Source organism: Bacillus sp. 3255, assembly GCF_031456485.1.
Lineage (GTDB): Bacteria > Bacillota > Bacilli > Paenibacillales > NBRC-103111 > Paenibacillus_E.
Genome location: NZ_JAVDUS010000009.1, coordinates 70001 through 87262 on the forward strand (window position 1 = coordinate 70001; position 17262 = coordinate 87262).

Here is a 17262-nt window from a genome sequence, read left to right on the forward strand (position 1 = left end):
GAGTACGCTCACTCCAACGAATCCTTCGTCACTTCCCGGACGCCGGTGTTGATGTGCGAGGGAGCACTTTCCCCGCGTACCGTATGGAGCAATTGCCCGATGATGTCATCACCCCATACCTGCTCATCTTGCGAGATAACGGAGGTCATCTGCCCGTTGATCAGCGCCTCCTTCACGTTCGGCATCATGCCGATGGAGACGACGTTCCGCTTCAAGCCTTTAGCCTTCCACAGAAGGATCGAGGCTGTGCTGGATAAAATATCGAGGGTAATGAGCGTATCGAAGTGAGGGTGGTCATCGATCATCCGCTCCATATCCTTTAATGCTTTATCGGAGGAACCCTCGTTGTAGCCTACCTCCAGCACCTGGATTTCCGTATGCCGGGACAAATAGTCAAGCATGCCGGTAAGCCGGTTCTTCTGACTGGACACATCCGCCATCCCGGATTCGACCAGCACCATGCCCTTACCCTTCATCAGCTTATTCACGATTTCGCCCATGTAAGCCCCGCTCTTGTAATGATCGGGACCGATGTAGGCGGAGCGCCGGCTTGCGGGGGCGTCGGTTTCGAAGCAAACGACCGGAATACCGGCATCGGCCGCCTTGTTGATCGCAGGGATGAGGGCGTCCGGGTCGATCGGATCGATCGCGATACCGTCTACCCGCATCTTAATCATGGTTTCCATCATTTGAATTTGCTGTTCGATGTTAATCTCTTCCGGCGCTTTGACGAGCAGCTGCACCGAGTTGGCGGCGGCCGTCTTTTCCGCGTATTGCGTAATGACCTCATAGAAAGAATGCGCCATCGGATAAATAATCCCGAACGTATAGGCCGGATCCTGCACGTTCTTTTGCCCGGAAGAGGGGGGCGCGGAAGGAGGCGCGGGAGCGGCAGGCGCGGCATCCTTGTAGACCGCGATTGCGATGAATAAGCACAAGATGACCACAAGCAGCAGCCAGGTTCTAAGAGTAACTGACAAAGTCCTTGTGCTCCCCTCTCCCTGTCGCAGGCAGGTCTTTGTTTAGAAAACCGCTTTTGCGAAACTGCTTGGTTGTCATGCCGGTAACCCGCTTGAACAGGCTCGAGAAGTAATGGGCATCGTTATAGCCTACCAGAAAGGCGATTTCATACGATTTGGCCTGCGTCGTTTGCAGCAGCTCCATGGCTTTGCGGATTCTCGTCTGCGTCAAATATTCAATAAACGTCTGCCCGATCTCCTGGCTGAACACTTTGCTTAGATGCCCCGGACTTAAATTCACATGATTGGCGGCATCTTGGAGGGAGAAATAGTCTTTATCGTAATGCTCATGGATATACGTTTTCACTTTCATCAGCAAGTCGCCGTACTTGTCGGCCGCACCTGAACGCCATTGCCAGTATTGCTCGGATAACCGGATTAAGTATGCGCAAGCTTCGTCCCAAGAGCGAATCGCTTCGATGGATTTTTGCATCGTTTGCAGCGTTATATCGAAGTTTGCGATGCTGGGGTAAGTATCCTTGGCGGAGCGAAAGACCTCCAACGTCAGGTCGTTTAACATATAATATCCGATCAGCGAAGCGTGCCAGTCGGTTGGCTGAAGGACGGAGGCGAACGATTGAACGAAGGTTTGCACGTTGGCCGGCGAGCCGATTTTCAGATAATCGACAAACTGCGCCCTGTCGAGGAACATAGACTGCTCCAGCGAGCTGCTCTTGGAGTCCAGCATGGCTTGGCGGTTTTGGCGGGATAACCGGCGCAAGTAGTTGTCCTCCATGGCTTCCAGGAAGGAAACATGGATGCCCTGCATCCGGTCTTGAATACTCCCGACCCCAACGGAAATCGAGTAGGGCAGCTCTTCAGCGGCTTGATTATGCATGTGCTGGAACGCCAGTAAGATTTGCTTTAGCTTATCTTGAGACTCGCTTTTCAGAATCCACACCCATTCGGTCTTGCTTCGCTTGAACACCCGTATATGGTCGCCTTCGAGCTTGAGCTGCGCCGTGATGTCCAGCTGCTTCATGAACTCGGTGATATCTTCCGGCAGTGTATCCGCTTCTTGCAGCTTCCGGATATCCGCTGTCGCTACTGCGTAATAGCGGGCGAACAGGTTCAAGTTCAGCTTGGAGCTCGCATGTACAGCTTCGGATGTTGTAATAAAGCCGCTGCATAGATCATTCAGCAGCTTGACCTGCGTCATGCTTGCTTGCTGGCTTTCTCCTTGCCTCAGCAGCTCGATTTGCTCCTTCTCGCGGCGCTCGCTGTCAATCTTGTCGCTGACTTGGCGAAGAATTTGCAGCAGATCCGCCGAGCTGAACGGCTTCGTGCAGTATTCCTCCACGCCCAGCCGCAGTGCGGTTCGGGCATACTCGAACTCGCCATGTCCGCTTAAAATAATAATTTTAATATCCGGCATGTGTTTTCTGACAAAGGAGCTCAATTCCAATCCGTCCATGAACGGCATTTTAATATCGGTAATTAAAATATCAGGCTGATACTGCTCGATCATCGGCAGCGCGACCTCCCCGTCGGAAGCATCGCCGCAGTATACGAAGCCCTCCTTTTCCCAATGGATCGTATCACGAATCGTCTCGCGGATTAAAATTTCGTCGTCAACCAGCAGTACTTTTTTCATTAGCCATAGCCTCCTGTCAGGGGGATTCGAATGGAAACCTTCGTTCCTTCGTTCTGGACGCTGTCGATGCTTACACCGTAGTTGCTTCCGTAATACAGCTGAATCCGCTGCTGCACATTATGCAGCCCGAAGCCGCCCGACACCTCGTTCCCGGTTTGCTCCGGCAGCTGCTTATTCGATAAATAATGGCGCGTCTGTTCGAGCTTCTCCGGCGACATCCCGATGCCGTCATCTTCGACGACGATCATCATTTCCCCATTGTCGGCGATGCGGCCCGCGATCCGGATCAGACCTTTGCGGCGCTTGTTCTTTAAACCGTGGTATAAAGCGTTTTCCACAATCGGCTGCAGCGTCATTTTGAGGATCGGATAAGGCTTCAAACGGTCGTCTACATCAATCTCATACTCCAAAATATCGCGGTAGCGCATCTGTTGAATGACGAGATAGCTATGGACGTGTTCCACTTCTTTATGGATCATAATCCAGTCGCGCCCCTTGCTGAGCGATATGCGGAAAAGCTTGGAAAGCGATTGTACGAGCTGAATCACCTGGTGATTTTTGCCGGCCTCAGCCATCCATACGATAGAATCCAATGTATTGTACAAAAAGTGGGGATTAATTTGCGCCTGTAAGGCCCGTAATTCCGCTTTTTTAATTTCTTCCTGTTCCTTAATGCTTTGATCGAGCAGTTCCCGAATTTTGCTAAGCATGGTGTTGAAGCTGTTGCCAAGAAGCGCAATTTCATCGTTGCCCTTGGGCGTGACCTTAGCTTCCAAATAGCCCGAGGCGGCAAGCTGCATTTTGCTTTTTAAGAGATGAAGCGGGTGTGTCAATCGGTACGAAATAAAGAAATGAAGCGAGACGGCAAAAATAAAACTCAGCACGACCGTGATGATGATCAGTTGGCGAATCGAGTTCGCTTCTTCGACGATTTCTTGAAGCGGGACATAGCCGACGATACTCCAGCCGGTCATGCGGGAAGGAGACATGTAGACGAATTTCGGTTTACCTTCCGAAGAATCAATATAATTCGTATCGGCGCCGTTCAGCATATGCGATAGATCCGCAGGCGACGGAAGCTTAGCATGCTCTTTGAGCGTAGAAGGCGTGAAAATCGGCTGCCCTGCAGCGTCGACCACGAAGTAAAACCCCGTTTCACCGATCGTAACGTTATCACAAAATTGTTTGACAACCTTATCATCCAAATCAATGGCGATAAAGCCGATTACTTCATGGGTAATCTGCTGTTTGACGGCAGCCATTATGGAGATGACATTCGTTCTGTTATATTGAAATCCGTCAATGCGATCAAGCAAGGAAGCCTCGGAGGGCGGGATCATCAGCACTTCATCCGGATGATTCGTTAGATACGTGAAATGAGAATTACGCAGCGGGTTTTTCTCTAGCTGAAACAGGCCTTTTCTTTCACTGATGCCTCTGCCGTAGAGATTGACCATTGTAATATTGAGAACGCTGTCATATTTGTACGTCTGCCGGTACGAATCCATGGTTCTTAAGATTTGTTTCGTATCCTCATAGGTGTCTTCCTGGGAAAATAAGAAGTGAAGCACCTGCGCGTTTTGGCTGATTTCAAGCAGCTTCCTCGTATCGATGAATTGCGTATCGAGATCTCTGGCCAGCTGGTCCGCGGATAGCATGGCGGCTGCTTTGCTGTTGTCGAATACCGTTTTGAACGATTTCTGGTAAGAGATGAGGCCAACCGCAATAAGAGGAATACACGTTAGAATGATAAACATCGTGAGCAGCTTAATCTGCAAGCTGGATGAAATCCATCGGATCAATCTCATAGCAGGTAGGTAACCTTTCTACTGTGTAGGTCGTTGTCTTCATTTCACTATAACAAATTGTCGCTTAAGCGGATATGGTACCGGATACATTTCACCGGAAATAACAATTTTATCTTAAAAAAACAAACTTTTGCCGCAGCGGGTAAGGGGAAATACATAAAAAATTACAAAAAATAAGCTTGAAACTCCGTATAAAAGCATTTTGAAAGCGTTTTATAATGAGGTCACACCACATAAGAGGTGAACCAAGGGGAGGAAACGGATGATGAAGATGACGAAAAAAATGGGAGCTCTCGTTGCGGCTTCCTGCATGATGTTACTCACTGCGGCTTGCGGCAATAGCGCCAGCACAGGGGCAAGCACATCGGCGGCCCCGGCTAGCAGTACGGCGGCAGCTACAGCTTCGGCGGCTCCGGCGACGCCGGCGGCCAAAAAGATTACACTAGGCTTCGCGCAAGTAGGTGCAGAAAGCGGCTGGCGCACAGCGAATACCAAATCGATTCAGGATTCGGCGAAGGATGCCGGCTTTGATTTGAAATTCTCCGATGCCCAGCAAAAGCAAGAGAACCAGATTAAAGCGATTCGTACGTATATTCAGCAAAAGGTGGATGTCATCGCCTTCTCGCCGGTCGTTGAATCCGGTTGGGATACGGTACTGAAAGAAGCGAAAGACGCCAAAATCCCGGTTATTTTAACGGACCGTGCCGTAGATTCCAAAGATACTTCGCTCTATGTGACCTTTATCGGCTCCGATTTCGTCGAAGAAGGCAAGAAGGCAGGCAAATGGCTGGCCGATAAATACAAAGACGCGAAAGAAGATGTGAACATCGTTGAGCTTCAAGGCACAACGGGCTCCGCACCGGCGAACGACCGGAAGGCCGGATTCGCCGAGGAGATCAAGGGCAACGCTCACCTCAAAGTCATTGCCTCCCAAACAGGCGACTTCACGCGCGCCAAGGGGAAAGAAGTGATGCAGGCGTTCCTGAAAGCTCACAAAGATATCGATGTGCTGTATGCGCACAATGACGATATGGCGCTTGGCGCGATTCAAGCGATTGAAGCGGCCGGTCTCAAACCGGGTCAAGATATTACGATTATTTCCGTCGATGCGGTGAAGGACGGTATGACAGCGGCATCCGAAGGTAAAATCAACTTCATCGTCGAGTGCAATCCGCTGCTTGGACCGCAATTGATGCAGGCTGTCAATGATGTTATCGCCGGGAAGCAGATCGAGAAGCGCATTGTAACCAAAGAAGGCGTGTTTACTTCCGAAGATGCGAAGAAGGTTCTAGCAACCCGTCAATACTAAGAAGAAAAGGGGAAAGCCACTCCATTCAAGAAGCAGGTGGAGTGGCTTTCTCTATATAGGAGAGGAGTTGTCATATGAGAGAAAACGAACCGATTATGCAAATGACGGATATTCATAAACAATTTCCCGGCGTCAAAGCGCTCTCTGGCGTCAATTTCCGGTTGTTCCCGGGGGAAGTTCACGCGTTGATGGGCGAGAATGGAGCCGGAAAATCTACGCTGATCAAAGTTCTCACCGGTGTCTATTCGATTGACGAGGGTCATGTGACCTTGGATCGGAAGCCGATCCAGATCGGCTCTCCGCAAGAGGCGCAGCGCGAGGGTATAAGCACGGTGTATCAGGAAGTCAATCTTTGTCCCAACCTGTCCGTAGCGGAAAATATTTACATCGGCCGCGAACCGCGGAGGTTCGGACGGATTTTATGGAAGAAAATGAACCAAGAAGCGGCGGAGCTGCTGCGGAAGCGAATGAATTTGGAGATCGACGTGACGCAGCCTTTGCACCATTATTCGGTGGCTGTGCAGCAATTAATCGCCATTGCCCGGGCGGTCAGTATCTCGGCCAAGGTGCTTATTCTGGATGAACCGACGTCCAGCTTGGACCGGGGCGAAGTGATGCAGCTTTTCACAGTCATGACAAGGCTGAAGAACGAGGGGCTGGCGATCCTGTTCGTGACGCATTTCCTCGACCAGGTGTATGAAATTTCGGATCGAATAACCATTCTTCGAAATGGAGAATTTGTCGGAGAGTATATGGCGGAAGAGCTCTCCCGTATAGATTTGGTTTCGAAGATGATCGGGAAAGATCTGCACGTGCTGGAAGATCTCCCGAGAACGGCTGCAAGCAGCAATACCGCCGAGAATTTGTTAGAAGCGTATTCCATCGGCCGCAAAGGCTCCATCGAGCCGACCGATTTAACGATACGCAAAGGAGAAATCGTTGGATTGGCCGGTCTGCTCGGCTCGGGGCGAACGGAGCTTGCGAGACTGATGTTTGCCGCCGATCGCGCGGATTCGGGCAAGCTGCAATTGTCCGATTCACCGGCTGCGATTCACACCCCGAGGCAGGCGATCGACCACGGCATCGCCTTCTGCTCCGAGAACCGCAAAACCGAGGGCATCATTGACGATTTGACGATTCGTGAGAATATCATTCTCGCGCTGCAGGCGACGCGCGGTTGGTTTAAGGCCATTCCGCGTAAGCGCCAGGACGAGATTGCCGATGAGTATATCCGTGCGCTGAATATTAATCCGCCGAATCCGGAGCAACTCATCAAAAACTTAAGCGGAGGCAACCAGCAGAAGGTGCTGCTGGCCAGATGGCTGCTGATGAACCCGAAGCTGCTTATTTTGGATGAGCCGACAAGGGGAATCGACATCGGGGCGAAAGCGGAAATTCAGAAGCTGGTGCTCTCGCTTGCCCAGAAGGGGATGTCCGTGCTCTTCATTTCCTCCGAACTCGAAGAGGTGCTCCGGGTCAGCGAACGCATCGTCGTACTCAGAGACCGCAAGAAAGTCAAGGAAATGTCCGGCGAAGAAATCAGTCAGCGCAATGTCATGAAAGCGATAGCAGGAGGTTGAGAGGCATGAAGGGAATGCTGAAGCATCATTTATTTTGGCCGTTGTGCATGTTAACTTTGCTGCTCGTATTTAATCTTATTTATTCTCCGGCCTTTTTCTCCATTCAAATGAAGGAGGGGCATCTATATGGAAGCTTGATCGATATTTTGAATTTCGGATCTCCGCTGATCCTGGTATCCATCGGGATGACGCTGGTGATTGCAACCAAAGGCATCGATTTGTCGGTCGGCTCTGTCGTCGCCATTTCCGGAGCGCTGGCCTGTTTGACGATCAGCAAGAGCAGCGATCAGAACACCCTGGGCGTGTTCGTGCTCGCGGTGTCGGTATCGCTTCTGCTGTCCGTGGTACTCGGGCTGTGGAACGGCTTTCTCGTCGCGAAGGCCGGCATTCAGCCGATTATCGCCACGCTGATCCTTATGGTCGCCGGTCGCGGGATCGCGCAGCTCATTACGGGAGGGCAGATCATTACGGTCGCCAGCTCCTCTTATAAATACATTGGCGCAGGCTCCTTGGCGACGCTGCCGTTCTCCATCTTCCTTGTCGCGCTGGTGTTTGCGGTGGCTGCGCTGCTGACCCGCAAAACGGCGCTCGGCCTGTTCATCGAGTCGGTGGGCTGCAAGCCGACGGCGAGCCACTTGGCCGGCATCCGCTCGCGCACCGTCATGCTGACCGTGTACATTTTCTGCGGGCTCTGTGCCGGGGTGGCGGGCCTGATCTTGAGCTCGAACGTGTCTAGCGCGGACGGCAACAACGCCGGCTTATGGTACGAGCTCGATGCGATTCTAGCCGTCGTGATCGGGGGCACCTCGTTGAACGGCGGGCGGTTTTATCTTAGCGGGACGCTGATCGGCGCGCTCATTATTCAGACGCTGACGACTACGATTTATATGATCGGAGTGCCGCCCGAGATTACACTGGTAGTCAAGGCCTTCGTCGTGCTGGCCGTCTGCTTGATTCAATCCGAAACGTTCCGCGGGGCGATTGTGCACCGCTGGAGAACACGCCACTATCCGGCCGAACGGGAGGTCAAAAGCCATGCTGCTTAATCGCAAGTACGTACCGATCTATGTCACCGTCTGCTTATTCGTCCTTATGTATATCGCAGGTTCCTTCCGGTATACCGGCTTCTTCTCCCTGCAGGTTGTGCTGAATCTGCTCATCGATAACGCCTTCCTGCTCATTACGGCCGTGGGCATGACCTTCGTGATCGTCTCCGGCGGAATCGATCTGTCGGTCGGCTCCGTCATCGCATTAACGACGATGATCTCCGCATCGCTGGTACAAGCGGGATGGTCGCCGGTGCTGGTGATCCCCCTTGTGCTTATCCTGGGCACGCTGTTCGGGTGGGGCATGGGCGCGATCATCCATTACTTCCACATTCAACCGTTCATCGTCACGCTGGCGGGCATGTTCCTGGCACGGGGGCTGTGCTATGTGATCAGCATCGACACGATTACAATCGATAATCCGCTGTACACGAGCATCGCCCAAACCAAAATCCCGCTGCCGGGCGGCAGTTTCATCTCGATCAGCGTCGTTATAGCACTGCTTGTAGTTGCTGCAGGCATGTATATGGCCCATTATACGCGCTTCGGGCGCAATACGTATGCCATCGGAGGCAGCGAGCAGTCGACGGTTCTGATGGGGTTGCCGGTCGCCAGAACCAAAATGGGGGTCTATGCCTTCAGCGGCTTCTGCTCCGCGCTCGCAGGTGTCGTCTTTACGTTCTATATGCTCTCGGGGTACGGTTTGCACGCGATGGGGATGGAACTCGATACGATTGCGGCCGTGGTCATTGGCGGTACGCTGTTAACCGGCGGCGTAGGTTATGTGGCCGGCACCTTCTTTGGCGTACTCATCCAAGGGGTGATTCAAACGATCGTCAGCTTCGAGGGAACGCTAAGCTCATGGTGGACGAAAATCGTCATCGGCTTGCTGCTGTGCTTGTTCATTTTGCTTCAGAAAGCGTTGAGCGAGCGGAAGTGGTCGATACGGAAGGCCGAGTAACGGCATAAGTGGGTTATGCAAGGCATTGCAACTGTCATGCATCACCCTTTTTGCTTTGAACGGCCGCTAATAGCCACCGGCATGTTGTCACATGGTTGGAAGCGTTTTATAATACTAGCAATGGCATATGCTGCCTACTTTGGCCTGAGAGGGAGACTCCGATGCTCAGTAGATCGTTGATGTCATTATTCAAAAGCAAGCTGCTGATCCTGCTCTTGTTGGGCATGATTTTAATCCTGTCTACGTATGATTCCGTCTACAAATCGTCTTCCGATTCCTATAGTCCCGGTGACGAGAAGACGGTTGTCAAGAACGTGATCCAAACGGAACCGATGCAGACGCCCTCACGTCCGATCGTGCTGGGCTTTTCCCAGCTGGGGGCAGAAAGCGCCTGGCGCAATGCCAACACGACGTCGATTCGCGAAGCGGCGGAAGAGGCGGGCATTGAACTGCGTTTTGCCAATGCCGATCAATCGCAATCCAAGCAGTTCGAGGCGATTCGTTCCTTTATGAAGCAGAAGGTGGACGTCATTGCCATCGCCCCCGTTATTGAGTCGGGCTGGGAGCCGATTCTAAGCGAAGTGAAGCAAGCCGGCATCCCGCTGATCATCCTGGACCGGTTGGCGAATGTGAGCGATCCTTCTTTGTACGTGACCTACATAGGCTCCGATTTCTATGAAGAGGGCAGGAAAGCCGGCAAATATATCGTCGATAAAATGAGCGGGCACAAAGACACGATTGGTATCGCGGAGCTTGCCGGCACCGAGGGATCGACGCCTTCCATCGCGAGAGGGAAAGGGTTCCGCGACGTGATCAAGGACCACCCGAATTTACGCATATTAAAAACCGAGTCCGCCGATTTCACATTCGCACAGGGCAAGCAAGTCATGCAATCGTACTTGTCCGAGATGGGCCGGGATATTCGTGTCTTATATTCGCATAATGACGATATGGCGCTCGGGGCGATCGAAGCGATCGAGGAATACGGCTTGCGGCCGGGCAAGGACATTATCATCGTTTCGGTGGACGGAACGAATAAAGCGTTTGAGAAAATGGCGGAGGGCAAAATCAACAGCGTCGTGGAGTGCAACCCGCTGCTTGGCCCCAACTTGATGCAAGCTGTCAACGAGCTGATTCAAGGACGCAGCTTACCCAAGCGAATCGTTACGCCGGAGAGCGTCTTTACGGAAACGATGGCGGAGGCGGAAGTGGGGAAAAGGAAATATTGATCGGAGAAGCCGAATAAATCGTCGTAACAACAAGCCTTGAGGACACTTCCTCAAGGCCTTTTATTATCGGAGCCAATCCCAAGTAGGCACCTCCAAGTAACTACGCACGCAGAAGTGCCTACTTTTCGAACGAACAGTGAAGAACTACAATGATCCTATGCTTTTTAACATGAACTATTTTAAAGGAGAGATGTGATATGGAACTCCAACTCGCGTTGGATCTGGTCGATATTCCAGGAGCAAAAGAAATCGTAAGTGAAGTGGCGGAATACGTCGATGTTGTGGAAATTGGGACCCCTGTCATTATTAACGAGGGCTTGCGGGCCGTGAAAGAACTCAAAACCGCTTTTCCTCATTTGCGTGTGCTGGCTGATTTGAAAATCATGGATGCGGGCGGCTATGAGGTCATGAAAGCATCTGAGGCCGGAGCAAGTATTATTACGGTATTAGGCGTTTCCGATGATACGACAATTAGCGGCGCCGTCACGGAAGCACGTAAGCAGGGCACCAAAATCATGGTGGATATGATCAACGTTCCGGATATGGAAAAACGAGCTCGCGAAATTGATGAGCTTGGCGTTGACTACATTTGCGTTCATTCCGGTTACGACCACCAGGCTGCGGGCAAAAATTCACTCGAGGATCTGGCGACCATCAAACGGGTTGTGAAAAAAGCTAAGACCGCTATCGCCGGCGGAATTAAGCTTGTGACGCTGCCTGAAGTCCTGCAAGCCAAGCCTGATTTGGTCATCGTCGGAGGAGGGATCACAGGCCAAGCGAACAGAAAGGCGGCAGCTGCAGAGATGAAACGTCTTGTACAGTCGGCTGGGTGAAGAGATGAATGTTTTGAAAGGCGCATGGCCGTTACTGGTTGCCGATGAAATCTACCAAGCCGTTAAGCAAATCAGCGAGAGCGATGTAGCTCGGGTTGCCGAGCGCATTCTAGAGGCTAACAGGGTATTCGTCGCCGGCGCCGGAAGATCGGGGCTTATGGGACGTGCTTTTGCTATGCGGCTCATGCAGGCGGGCATTCCAGTCTATGTCGTTGGAGAAACCGTGACGCCTGCGATTAAGCGTGGCGATCTCCTTCTAATCGGCTCTGGCTCAGGGGAGACCCGACATCTGGCTGCCTATGCGGACAAAGCTTCTGCGCTTGAAGCGGAGGTCGTCTTGATTACGCTCTCCTCTCAATCGACGATAGGAAGAAGGTCCAATCATACGATACAGGTGCCTGGGGTTCGGAAAGACCGGTTCGAGGCAGACATTTCCTTACAGCCTATGGGGACATTATTTGAACAAACGCTGCTCTTATTTTATGACGCTGTACTTCTGTGTCTCATGCAAAAGCTGGATATCAATACCTCCAATATGTACGAAAATCATGCAAATTTAGAATAATGGCATAAAATTGAAGGCTTCTTCCTACCCTCTGTAGAAGTATGAAGTGGATAGAGGAGGCTGAATCATTGTGGCATTGGAAGTTAAAGATCGTATATCTTTGCAAGATATAAATTGTGAGAAGGAACTCACACTGGCTGTTATCGGAGGCAAATGGAAGCTGATCATCTTGTGGCATCTAGGCTTGGATGGAACCAAGCGATTCGGAGAGCTGAAGCGGCTGATTCCTGGTATTACTCAAAAAATGTTAACCAACCAGCTTCGTGAGCTGGAGGAGGATCTGCTTATTTCCCGGGAAGTATTCGATCAGACGCCGCCCAAAGTCGAATATTCGCTTAGCCGTTACGGACAAAGTCTGATGCCGCTGCTGCAGATGATGTATGATTGGGGTAAATGCTATAAGGAAAACGTCATCCAGTTGGATGACGCGGTAAAAATGTGAAGAGACCCGCAGCAGGTTACTCGGCCGTAGAAAAAAGGAAGAGCAAGCTCAACCCCATATATGCCATGCAGCTGGCAACGATATTTATCGGATTCGTCATCTTCGGGTTCTCGGAAAATATGAAAGGCCCGGCGATACCGCGAATTCAATTCGATTTTATGTTGAGTGAGTCCCAACTTGGCACTTTATTATCCTTGAACGCTCTGGGTTATTTGATAGCCTGTTCCTTCACCGCTTATTTGACCAAAATATGGGGGATCAAATGGGTGACCGTTGCCGCGTTCGCCGCTATGGCTTTGTCCGGCATCCTCATTTACTTCTCCCACTATTATCCGATGTTCTCCATTTCGTATTTCCTGATGTATATCGGGAATGGAATGCTGGAAATTGGCCTGGCCATTCTAAGCGCCCGGATTTTCGTGAGGAACACGGGAATGATGATGAATATGACGCATGGCTTCTATGGCCTAAGCTCGACGGTCGCTCCGCTGATTGCAACAGGCCTGATGAAGGTGACGATTGCTGGCCATATGCTGGACTGGCGCGGGATGTATCTGGTGATGCTGTTATTGTCCGTCATCCCGATTGTGATTACCTTGTTAAGTACGTTCCCCGGAGATGACATCTCACACGAAGATCGCATACCATTCAAAGCCTTGCTGAAAGACCGCGTGTTATGGTTAATGGTGCTGGTGCTTACGTTCGGTGTTGTATCGGAATTAGCCGTTGGCGGCTGGCTCGTTAATTTCTTGGAGAAAGCTTATCGTTGGGATGCTGTGAACGCTTCGGGCATGCTATCCATCTTCTTCTTATGTTTCGCGCTGGCTAGGCTGTTGCTGGGCCCGCTGACAGACCGGATAGGCTTCGTATTATCCCTCATTATCTTCTCAGGGTTTTCGGCATTATGTACATTCGCTGCCATACTTGGCGGTGAACGTGCCGCGTTCCTGTTTGCCGTCTCCGGTATAGGCATTGCGATGATTTATCCGACCGTGATGGCTTTTATCGCGAAGAGATATCCGAAGGGCAGCGATACGGCGATCACCTTCACTGTCACGCTGATGGGAGTCGGCAGTGTGATCGGCAATTATCTTATCGGGGGCGTCATAGAGCTCGTCAAGCGCATGGTTGGTGAAGACTCGGCCATAAGTCTGCTTCGCGGACTTCAAGCCGGATACGGCTTCATTGGACTATGTGCGGCCTTATGCGCAATAACCGGACTGATTTTATATGTTTATTTGAATAAAAGAAAAGCGCTTATTTAAAACATCATGACGCCACGATCCAGCCCTCAGGTCGGATCGTGGCGTCATTCGTTTACGCGCATTTTTCACGGTTTCGTTTACGACAGGCCGCTGAACGTATAGAATTTGCATATAAGCATGAAAAGGAGGCGCATTAATGCAAGTAATCGATTTAACGCTGCCGATTGCCGATGGCATGCCCGTTTATCCCGGCGATCCGGAGGTGAAAGTCAAGGTCGTACATACATATGAGCATCACACGTGGGAACTGCGGCAGCTATCGATGGGGAGCCACACCGGCACCCACGTGGATGCTCCTTCCCATATGCACCCCGGGGGCGCGACATTGGACGAGCTGCCGTTGGAGCGTTTTTTCGGAGCCTCGCAGGTCGTACGGATCAAAGACGCTGTTTGGCCGGAAAATCGGGGGCTGTTTTTCTGCGAATCCGCTGGGATCGAATGTTATGACCGGCTTGCTGCGCTGCGGCCGCCTTTCGTCGGCGGTGAGCTGTCAGAAGAACTGGAGCGGGCTTTGTTGGGAATCGGTGTTGTGACGTACACGGGGCTGCAGAGTTTGGAACGACTTCCCGTCGAAACGGATTTTATGTTCTACGGTTTTCCTCTGCGCATCGTCAGCGGCGACGGATCTCCGGTTCGGGCCGTTGCGGTAGTGGAGCAGTGTTAGCGGAAACGATCTTCACCAATAAAGGGGATATTATCCTAAGGCCGAATAGTACATAGTATAGGTTTTCACGATTCATCATTAAGGAGAATGGAACATGATTCAGAAAAAGAAGTTGATCGGAATGGCAGGTATAATTGCTGCCTGCGGGCTGTTGTTGGGATCTTCGGTACAGGCAGAGACGGGCAAGTATCAGGATGTGCCGGATGGCTATCCTTATCAAAGCTACATCGAAGAACTGTCAGCGAAGAAGCTGGTCGATGGAACAGGAGACGGACAATTCTCCCCCGATTCGCCGCTAACCAGGGAGCAATTCGCCAAGCTCGTCGTGATGGTGTTCGGTTTGCCTGCGGTTGACGGCGGCATTCCTTTTGAGGATTGCACGGAGGCGTGGTCGAGGCCTTATATTTTATCCGCATACAGAAGCGGGATTATCCAGGGGACGAGCGAGGTAAGCTTCTCGCCAAAGCAGGATGTCAGCAAGCAGGATGCAGCCGTCATGCTAAGCAGGCTGTTTGCGGCGGATGCTGTGCAGCAGAATGAGCAGGATTGGGCTGGAGGGGCGCTTACCTTCATTCGCAGTGAAGTGCTTCCCGCCTCGCTGCAGTCGATGCTGGTCGACAGGCAGGCTCCTCTAAGTCGAGGGGAGGCCGCAGCGCTGCTCAGCCTTACCCTGCAGGCTCGGGAACAAGGGAAGTCGTCAGCCGGAGCCAGTGTGACGAGTTCCAATGGCGCACGGGGAGAGAACGCTTGGATTCTTGATCCCACAATGAAAGAAGTCACAGTCCATGTTCAACCAGGTGAGACCTTATACGTCCAGGCAGAGCTGAAGCAGCATCGGACATATGAATTGGACGTGCATGGAGATCATCAGTCTGTGTTTGATATGGAGTTATCGAATGCGGATGGGACCGTCTTGAATCAAGGATATGTCAGTACTATGCAAGTCACGCCAGGGTCCGACGGGCTCATTCATGGCAAGATACGCACGGATGGGCAGAAGGGAGCGATTACGCTCAGGTTACTTGAGGTTGGCTTGGATCTGGAGCATCCGATCAACCTGAAGGCAGGGCGCTCCGAGCAGCTATCTCCCAAGGGGGAAAGCCTCTACTATAAAGCTGTGGCAAATCCAGACAATCCGTTAATGGTTCTAGCCAAAGGGGCGGTCAGCTATCAACTCGTGCAGGTGAGTACGGAATGGGTTCCACCGAAGAAAGGAGTTATCTATCCGGATGGATACGGTTACCAAGTAAAGGATATACCGGGACACGAGTTGACGAATATCGATTACTCGACTTCCGCACTTCATGGAGAGGCATATACGCTCAATTGCGAATGTGTCGTCAGATTGTCAGCCCCCGCGAACACAACCGTATCGTTGACTGTCATGGATGGAAGCTCCATGGATAAGGCTTATGCAATCGGATGGGATCGAAGTGAATGGAAGACCGGGTATAAGGGCAACTCCATCGCGGGGATCTTCTATCAATTGGAGCTGGAGGAGGGGCGCGACTATACGCTCGTCACGAACGAACAGTTGAAAGAGCAGCCGTATGACGAAGCGAAAGAGCGATTCAAAAAGCTGTTGGAATCCCAATCGAAATCTACCGACACGAGTTCAGAGCCTGACATTCCCGCAATTGCCGTTAGGAAATTGACGCTGTTCGGGCCAGACGGCACAGAAGTGCTAGTGGACGAGAAGCTGACGGGAGCTATTCCCTTCAAAGCCGCCAAGACAGGTACCTATGTCGTGAAGCTGCAATCGGATGTCCAGAATCATACGACGGAAATTAAGGTAAATAAAGCGGATTGATTACATCCCCACATGGAAACGACTGACGTTGTCAGTCGTTTTTTTGTGAGGTTTGGCGCATCCGATTTCACATACGAACAGGGTTAGGTAAAAATAATACACGAAAACGAGTCTAAATCCTGAACCGCGAATCCTGTCGATTAGCCCTATAATGAGGATAACGAATAGGATGACCATCAGGAGGTAGAACATATGGAATTGGGGATGGAAACCGTAAGGCGGAAAGAGAAGAGAAGAGGGTGGAATCAACAAAGGAAGGAGGCGGTTATCGGGTGGATATTCCTAGCACCTGAGGCGGTTGGTATCGTTACGCTTGCCATATTCCCATTGTTATTCTCGTTATTTCTGAGTTTCACGAACTGGAATCTTGCAGGCGGCTTTGAGGAGATGGATTGGGTAGGTTTTGCCAACTTCGAGAAGATGGTAGACGACACCAAGTTCTGGAAGGCGTTGGAGCATAATCTGTTCTTTACGGCCGTAACGGTGCCCATGGGGCTCTTGATCGCCATGATCATGGCAGTTCTCATACACACGAAGGTTTATGCCAAAGATCTGTTCAAAATATTATTCTTTATTCCTTATATTTGTTCCACAGTCGCGATTGCCGCTGTCTGGGCAGCTCTATACCATCCGTCAAGCGGCCCGATTAATCAATTTCTGATGGCAATCGGCATGGAGCATCCGCCCAAGTGGCTCGTCGATTCCCAGTATGCGCTCATTGCCATCATGGTTATCGCAATTTGGCAGGCGCTCGGTTATCAGATGATTATCTTCCTTGCGGGCTTGACGCAAATTTCGGAAGACATCTACGAATCCGCCCGGATCGACGGGGCATCAGGCTCGCAGCAATTCTGGTACATCACGGTTCCTTTATTGGCACCGACCACGTTGTTCCTTACGATCACGACAATTATCGGTTCATTCAAAGTGTTCGACCTTATCAAGTTTCTGACGGACGGAGGACCGAACGACGCTTCGACGGTACTCGTTTACCGGATCTATGAGGAAGGCTTCATTAACTTTAATATGGGATATGCTTCCGCGCTCTCTTGGGTGTTGTTTCTGCTGGTCATCGCCGTCACATCTGTGACATGGGTCGTACAAGCCCGAGAGAAACGTTCATAATAGGGGGAATCC

15 protein-coding genes are annotated in these 17262 nt (G+C 51.4%); 12 read left to right on the forward strand and 3 right to left on the reverse strand.

The features are described 5' to 3' along the window. Positions 1-8: 8 nt before the first annotated feature. From J2X61_RS15235 to J2X61_RS15245, 3 genes are read right to left on the reverse strand one after another with little or no spacing between them, the layout of a single operon-like run. The gene (locus J2X61_RS15235) at positions 9-980 is read right to left on the reverse strand and encodes a sugar ABC transporter substrate-binding protein (RefSeq protein ID WP_310188812.1); all 972 of its coding nucleotides are present in this window, start codon (positions 978-980) and stop codon (positions 9-11) included. After that, positions 964-2613 (reverse strand): response regulator, encoded by a 1650-nt coding sequence (locus J2X61_RS15240; protein WP_274467558.1) that lies wholly within the window; start codon positions 2611-2613, stop codon positions 964-966. The genes J2X61_RS15235 and J2X61_RS15240 overlap by 17 nt, the downstream gene beginning before the upstream one ends. Then, positions 2613-4421, reverse strand: a complete 1809-nt coding sequence (locus J2X61_RS15245) for a sensor histidine kinase (protein ID WP_310188815.1) — start codon at positions 4419-4421, stop codon at positions 2613-2615. Before J2X61_RS15245 ends, J2X61_RS15240 begins: the two co-directional genes overlap by 1 nt. 265 nt (positions 4422-4686) lie before the next feature. Here J2X61_RS15245 and J2X61_RS15250 point away from each other — a divergent pair, with 265 nt between their 5' ends. The 12 genes from J2X61_RS15250 (at position 4687) to J2X61_RS15305 (ending at position 17250) form a co-directional block, all read left to right on the forward strand. After that, complete coding sequence (locus J2X61_RS15250; RefSeq protein WP_310188817.1) at positions 4687-5730, forward strand: ABC transporter substrate-binding protein; 1044 nt, start codon at positions 4687-4689, stop codon at positions 5728-5730. 74 nt (positions 5731-5804) lie between these two features. Continuing rightward, positions 5805-7310, forward strand: coding sequence for a sugar ABC transporter ATP-binding protein (locus J2X61_RS15255; protein WP_310188820.1), 1506 nt, complete (start codon positions 5805-5807; stop codon positions 7308-7310). Positions 7311-7315: 5 nt separating this feature from the next. Beyond that, positions 7316-8356 carry an ABC transporter permease gene (locus tag J2X61_RS15260; protein ID WP_310188823.1) on the forward strand — a complete coding sequence of 347 codons (1041 nt, stop codon included), beginning with the start codon at positions 7316-7318 and terminating at the stop codon, positions 8354-8356. Continuing rightward, positions 8346-9317: a galactofuranose ABC transporter, permease protein YjfF gene (gene yjfF, locus J2X61_RS15265; protein WP_274467563.1), complete on the forward strand. Its 972-nt coding sequence runs from the start codon at positions 8346-8348 to the stop codon at positions 9315-9317. The genes J2X61_RS15260 and yjfF overlap by 11 nt, the downstream gene beginning before the upstream one ends. Positions 9318-9496: 179 nt before the next feature. Beyond that, on the forward strand, positions 9497-10546 hold the full coding sequence (locus J2X61_RS15270; protein WP_310188826.1) for an ABC transporter substrate-binding protein: 1050 nt from the start codon (positions 9497-9499) through the stop codon (positions 10544-10546). Between the two features lie 197 nt (positions 10547-10743). Continuing rightward, positions 10744-11379 (forward strand): 3-hexulose-6-phosphate synthase, encoded by a 636-nt coding sequence (hxlA, locus tag J2X61_RS15275; RefSeq protein ID WP_274467565.1) that lies wholly within the window; start codon positions 10744-10746, stop codon positions 11377-11379. A gap of 4 nt (positions 11380-11383) precedes the next feature. Continuing rightward, complete coding sequence (gene hxlB / locus J2X61_RS15280) at positions 11384-11944, forward strand: 6-phospho-3-hexuloisomerase (RefSeq protein ID WP_274467566.1); 561 nt, start codon at positions 11384-11386, stop codon at positions 11942-11944. Positions 11945-12014: 70 nt separating this feature from the next. Beyond that, positions 12015-12386, forward strand: coding sequence for a winged helix-turn-helix transcriptional regulator (locus tag J2X61_RS15285; protein WP_274467567.1), 372 nt, complete (start codon positions 12015-12017; stop codon positions 12384-12386). A gap of 65 nt (positions 12387-12451) precedes the next feature. Then, positions 12452-13651, forward strand: a complete 1200-nt coding sequence (locus J2X61_RS15290) for an MFS transporter (RefSeq protein WP_274469254.1) — start codon at positions 12452-12454, stop codon at positions 13649-13651. Between the two features lie 136 nt (positions 13652-13787). Next, positions 13788-14315: a cyclase family protein gene (locus J2X61_RS15295; protein WP_310188833.1), complete on the forward strand. Its 528-nt coding sequence runs from the start codon at positions 13788-13790 to the stop codon at positions 14313-14315. A gap of 94 nt (positions 14316-14409) precedes the next feature. Next, positions 14410-16125 (forward strand): S-layer homology domain-containing protein, encoded by a 1716-nt coding sequence (locus tag J2X61_RS15300; RefSeq protein ID WP_310188836.1) that lies wholly within the window; start codon positions 14410-14412, stop codon positions 16123-16125. Between the two features lie 192 nt (positions 16126-16317). Beyond that, a complete protein-coding gene (locus J2X61_RS15305; RefSeq protein ID WP_274467570.1) occupies positions 16318-17250 on the forward strand; it encodes a carbohydrate ABC transporter permease in 933 nt (310 codons plus the stop codon). Positions 17251-17262: the final 12 nt, after the last annotated feature.

Excerpts from the sequence above, each read along its gene's own strand:
- J2X61_RS15240 (WP_274467558.1), bottom strand. The coding sequence starts at position 2,613 with ATGAAAAAAGTACTGCTGGTTGACGACGAAATTTTAATCCGCGAGACG.
- J2X61_RS15245 (WP_310188815.1), bottom strand. The coding sequence starts at position 4,421 with ATGAGATTGATCCGATGGATTTCATCCAGCTTGCAGATTAAGCTGCTC.
- J2X61_RS15250 (WP_310188817.1), top strand. The coding sequence starts at position 4,687 with ATGAAGATGACGAAAAAAATGGGAGCTCTCGTTGCGGCTTCCTGCATG.
- J2X61_RS15255 (WP_310188820.1), top strand. The coding sequence starts at position 5,805 with ATGAGAGAAAACGAACCGATTATGCAAATGACGGATATTCATAAACAA.
- J2X61_RS15260 (WP_310188823.1), top strand. The coding sequence starts at position 7,316 with ATGAAGGGAATGCTGAAGCATCATTTATTTTGGCCGTTGTGCATGTTA.
- yjfF (WP_274467563.1), top strand. The coding sequence starts at position 8,346 with ATGCTGCTTAATCGCAAGTACGTACCGATCTATGTCACCGTCTGCTTA.
- J2X61_RS15270 (WP_310188826.1), top strand. The coding sequence starts at position 9,497 with ATGTCATTATTCAAAAGCAAGCTGCTGATCCTGCTCTTGTTGGGCATG.
- hxlA (WP_274467565.1), top strand. The coding sequence starts at position 10,744 with ATGGAACTCCAACTCGCGTTGGATCTGGTCGATATTCCAGGAGCAAAA.
- hxlB (WP_274467566.1), top strand. The coding sequence starts at position 11,384 with ATGAATGTTTTGAAAGGCGCATGGCCGTTACTGGTTGCCGATGAAATC.
- J2X61_RS15290 (WP_274469254.1), top strand. The coding sequence starts at position 12,452 with ATGCAGCTGGCAACGATATTTATCGGATTCGTCATCTTCGGGTTCTCG.
- J2X61_RS15295 (WP_310188833.1), top strand. The coding sequence starts at position 13,788 with ATGCAAGTAATCGATTTAACGCTGCCGATTGCCGATGGCATGCCCGTT.
- J2X61_RS15300 (WP_310188836.1), top strand. The coding sequence starts at position 14,410 with ATGATTCAGAAAAAGAAGTTGATCGGAATGGCAGGTATAATTGCTGCC.
- J2X61_RS15305 (WP_274467570.1), top strand. The coding sequence starts at position 16,318 with ATGGAATTGGGGATGGAAACCGTAAGGCGGAAAGAGAAGAGAAGAGGG.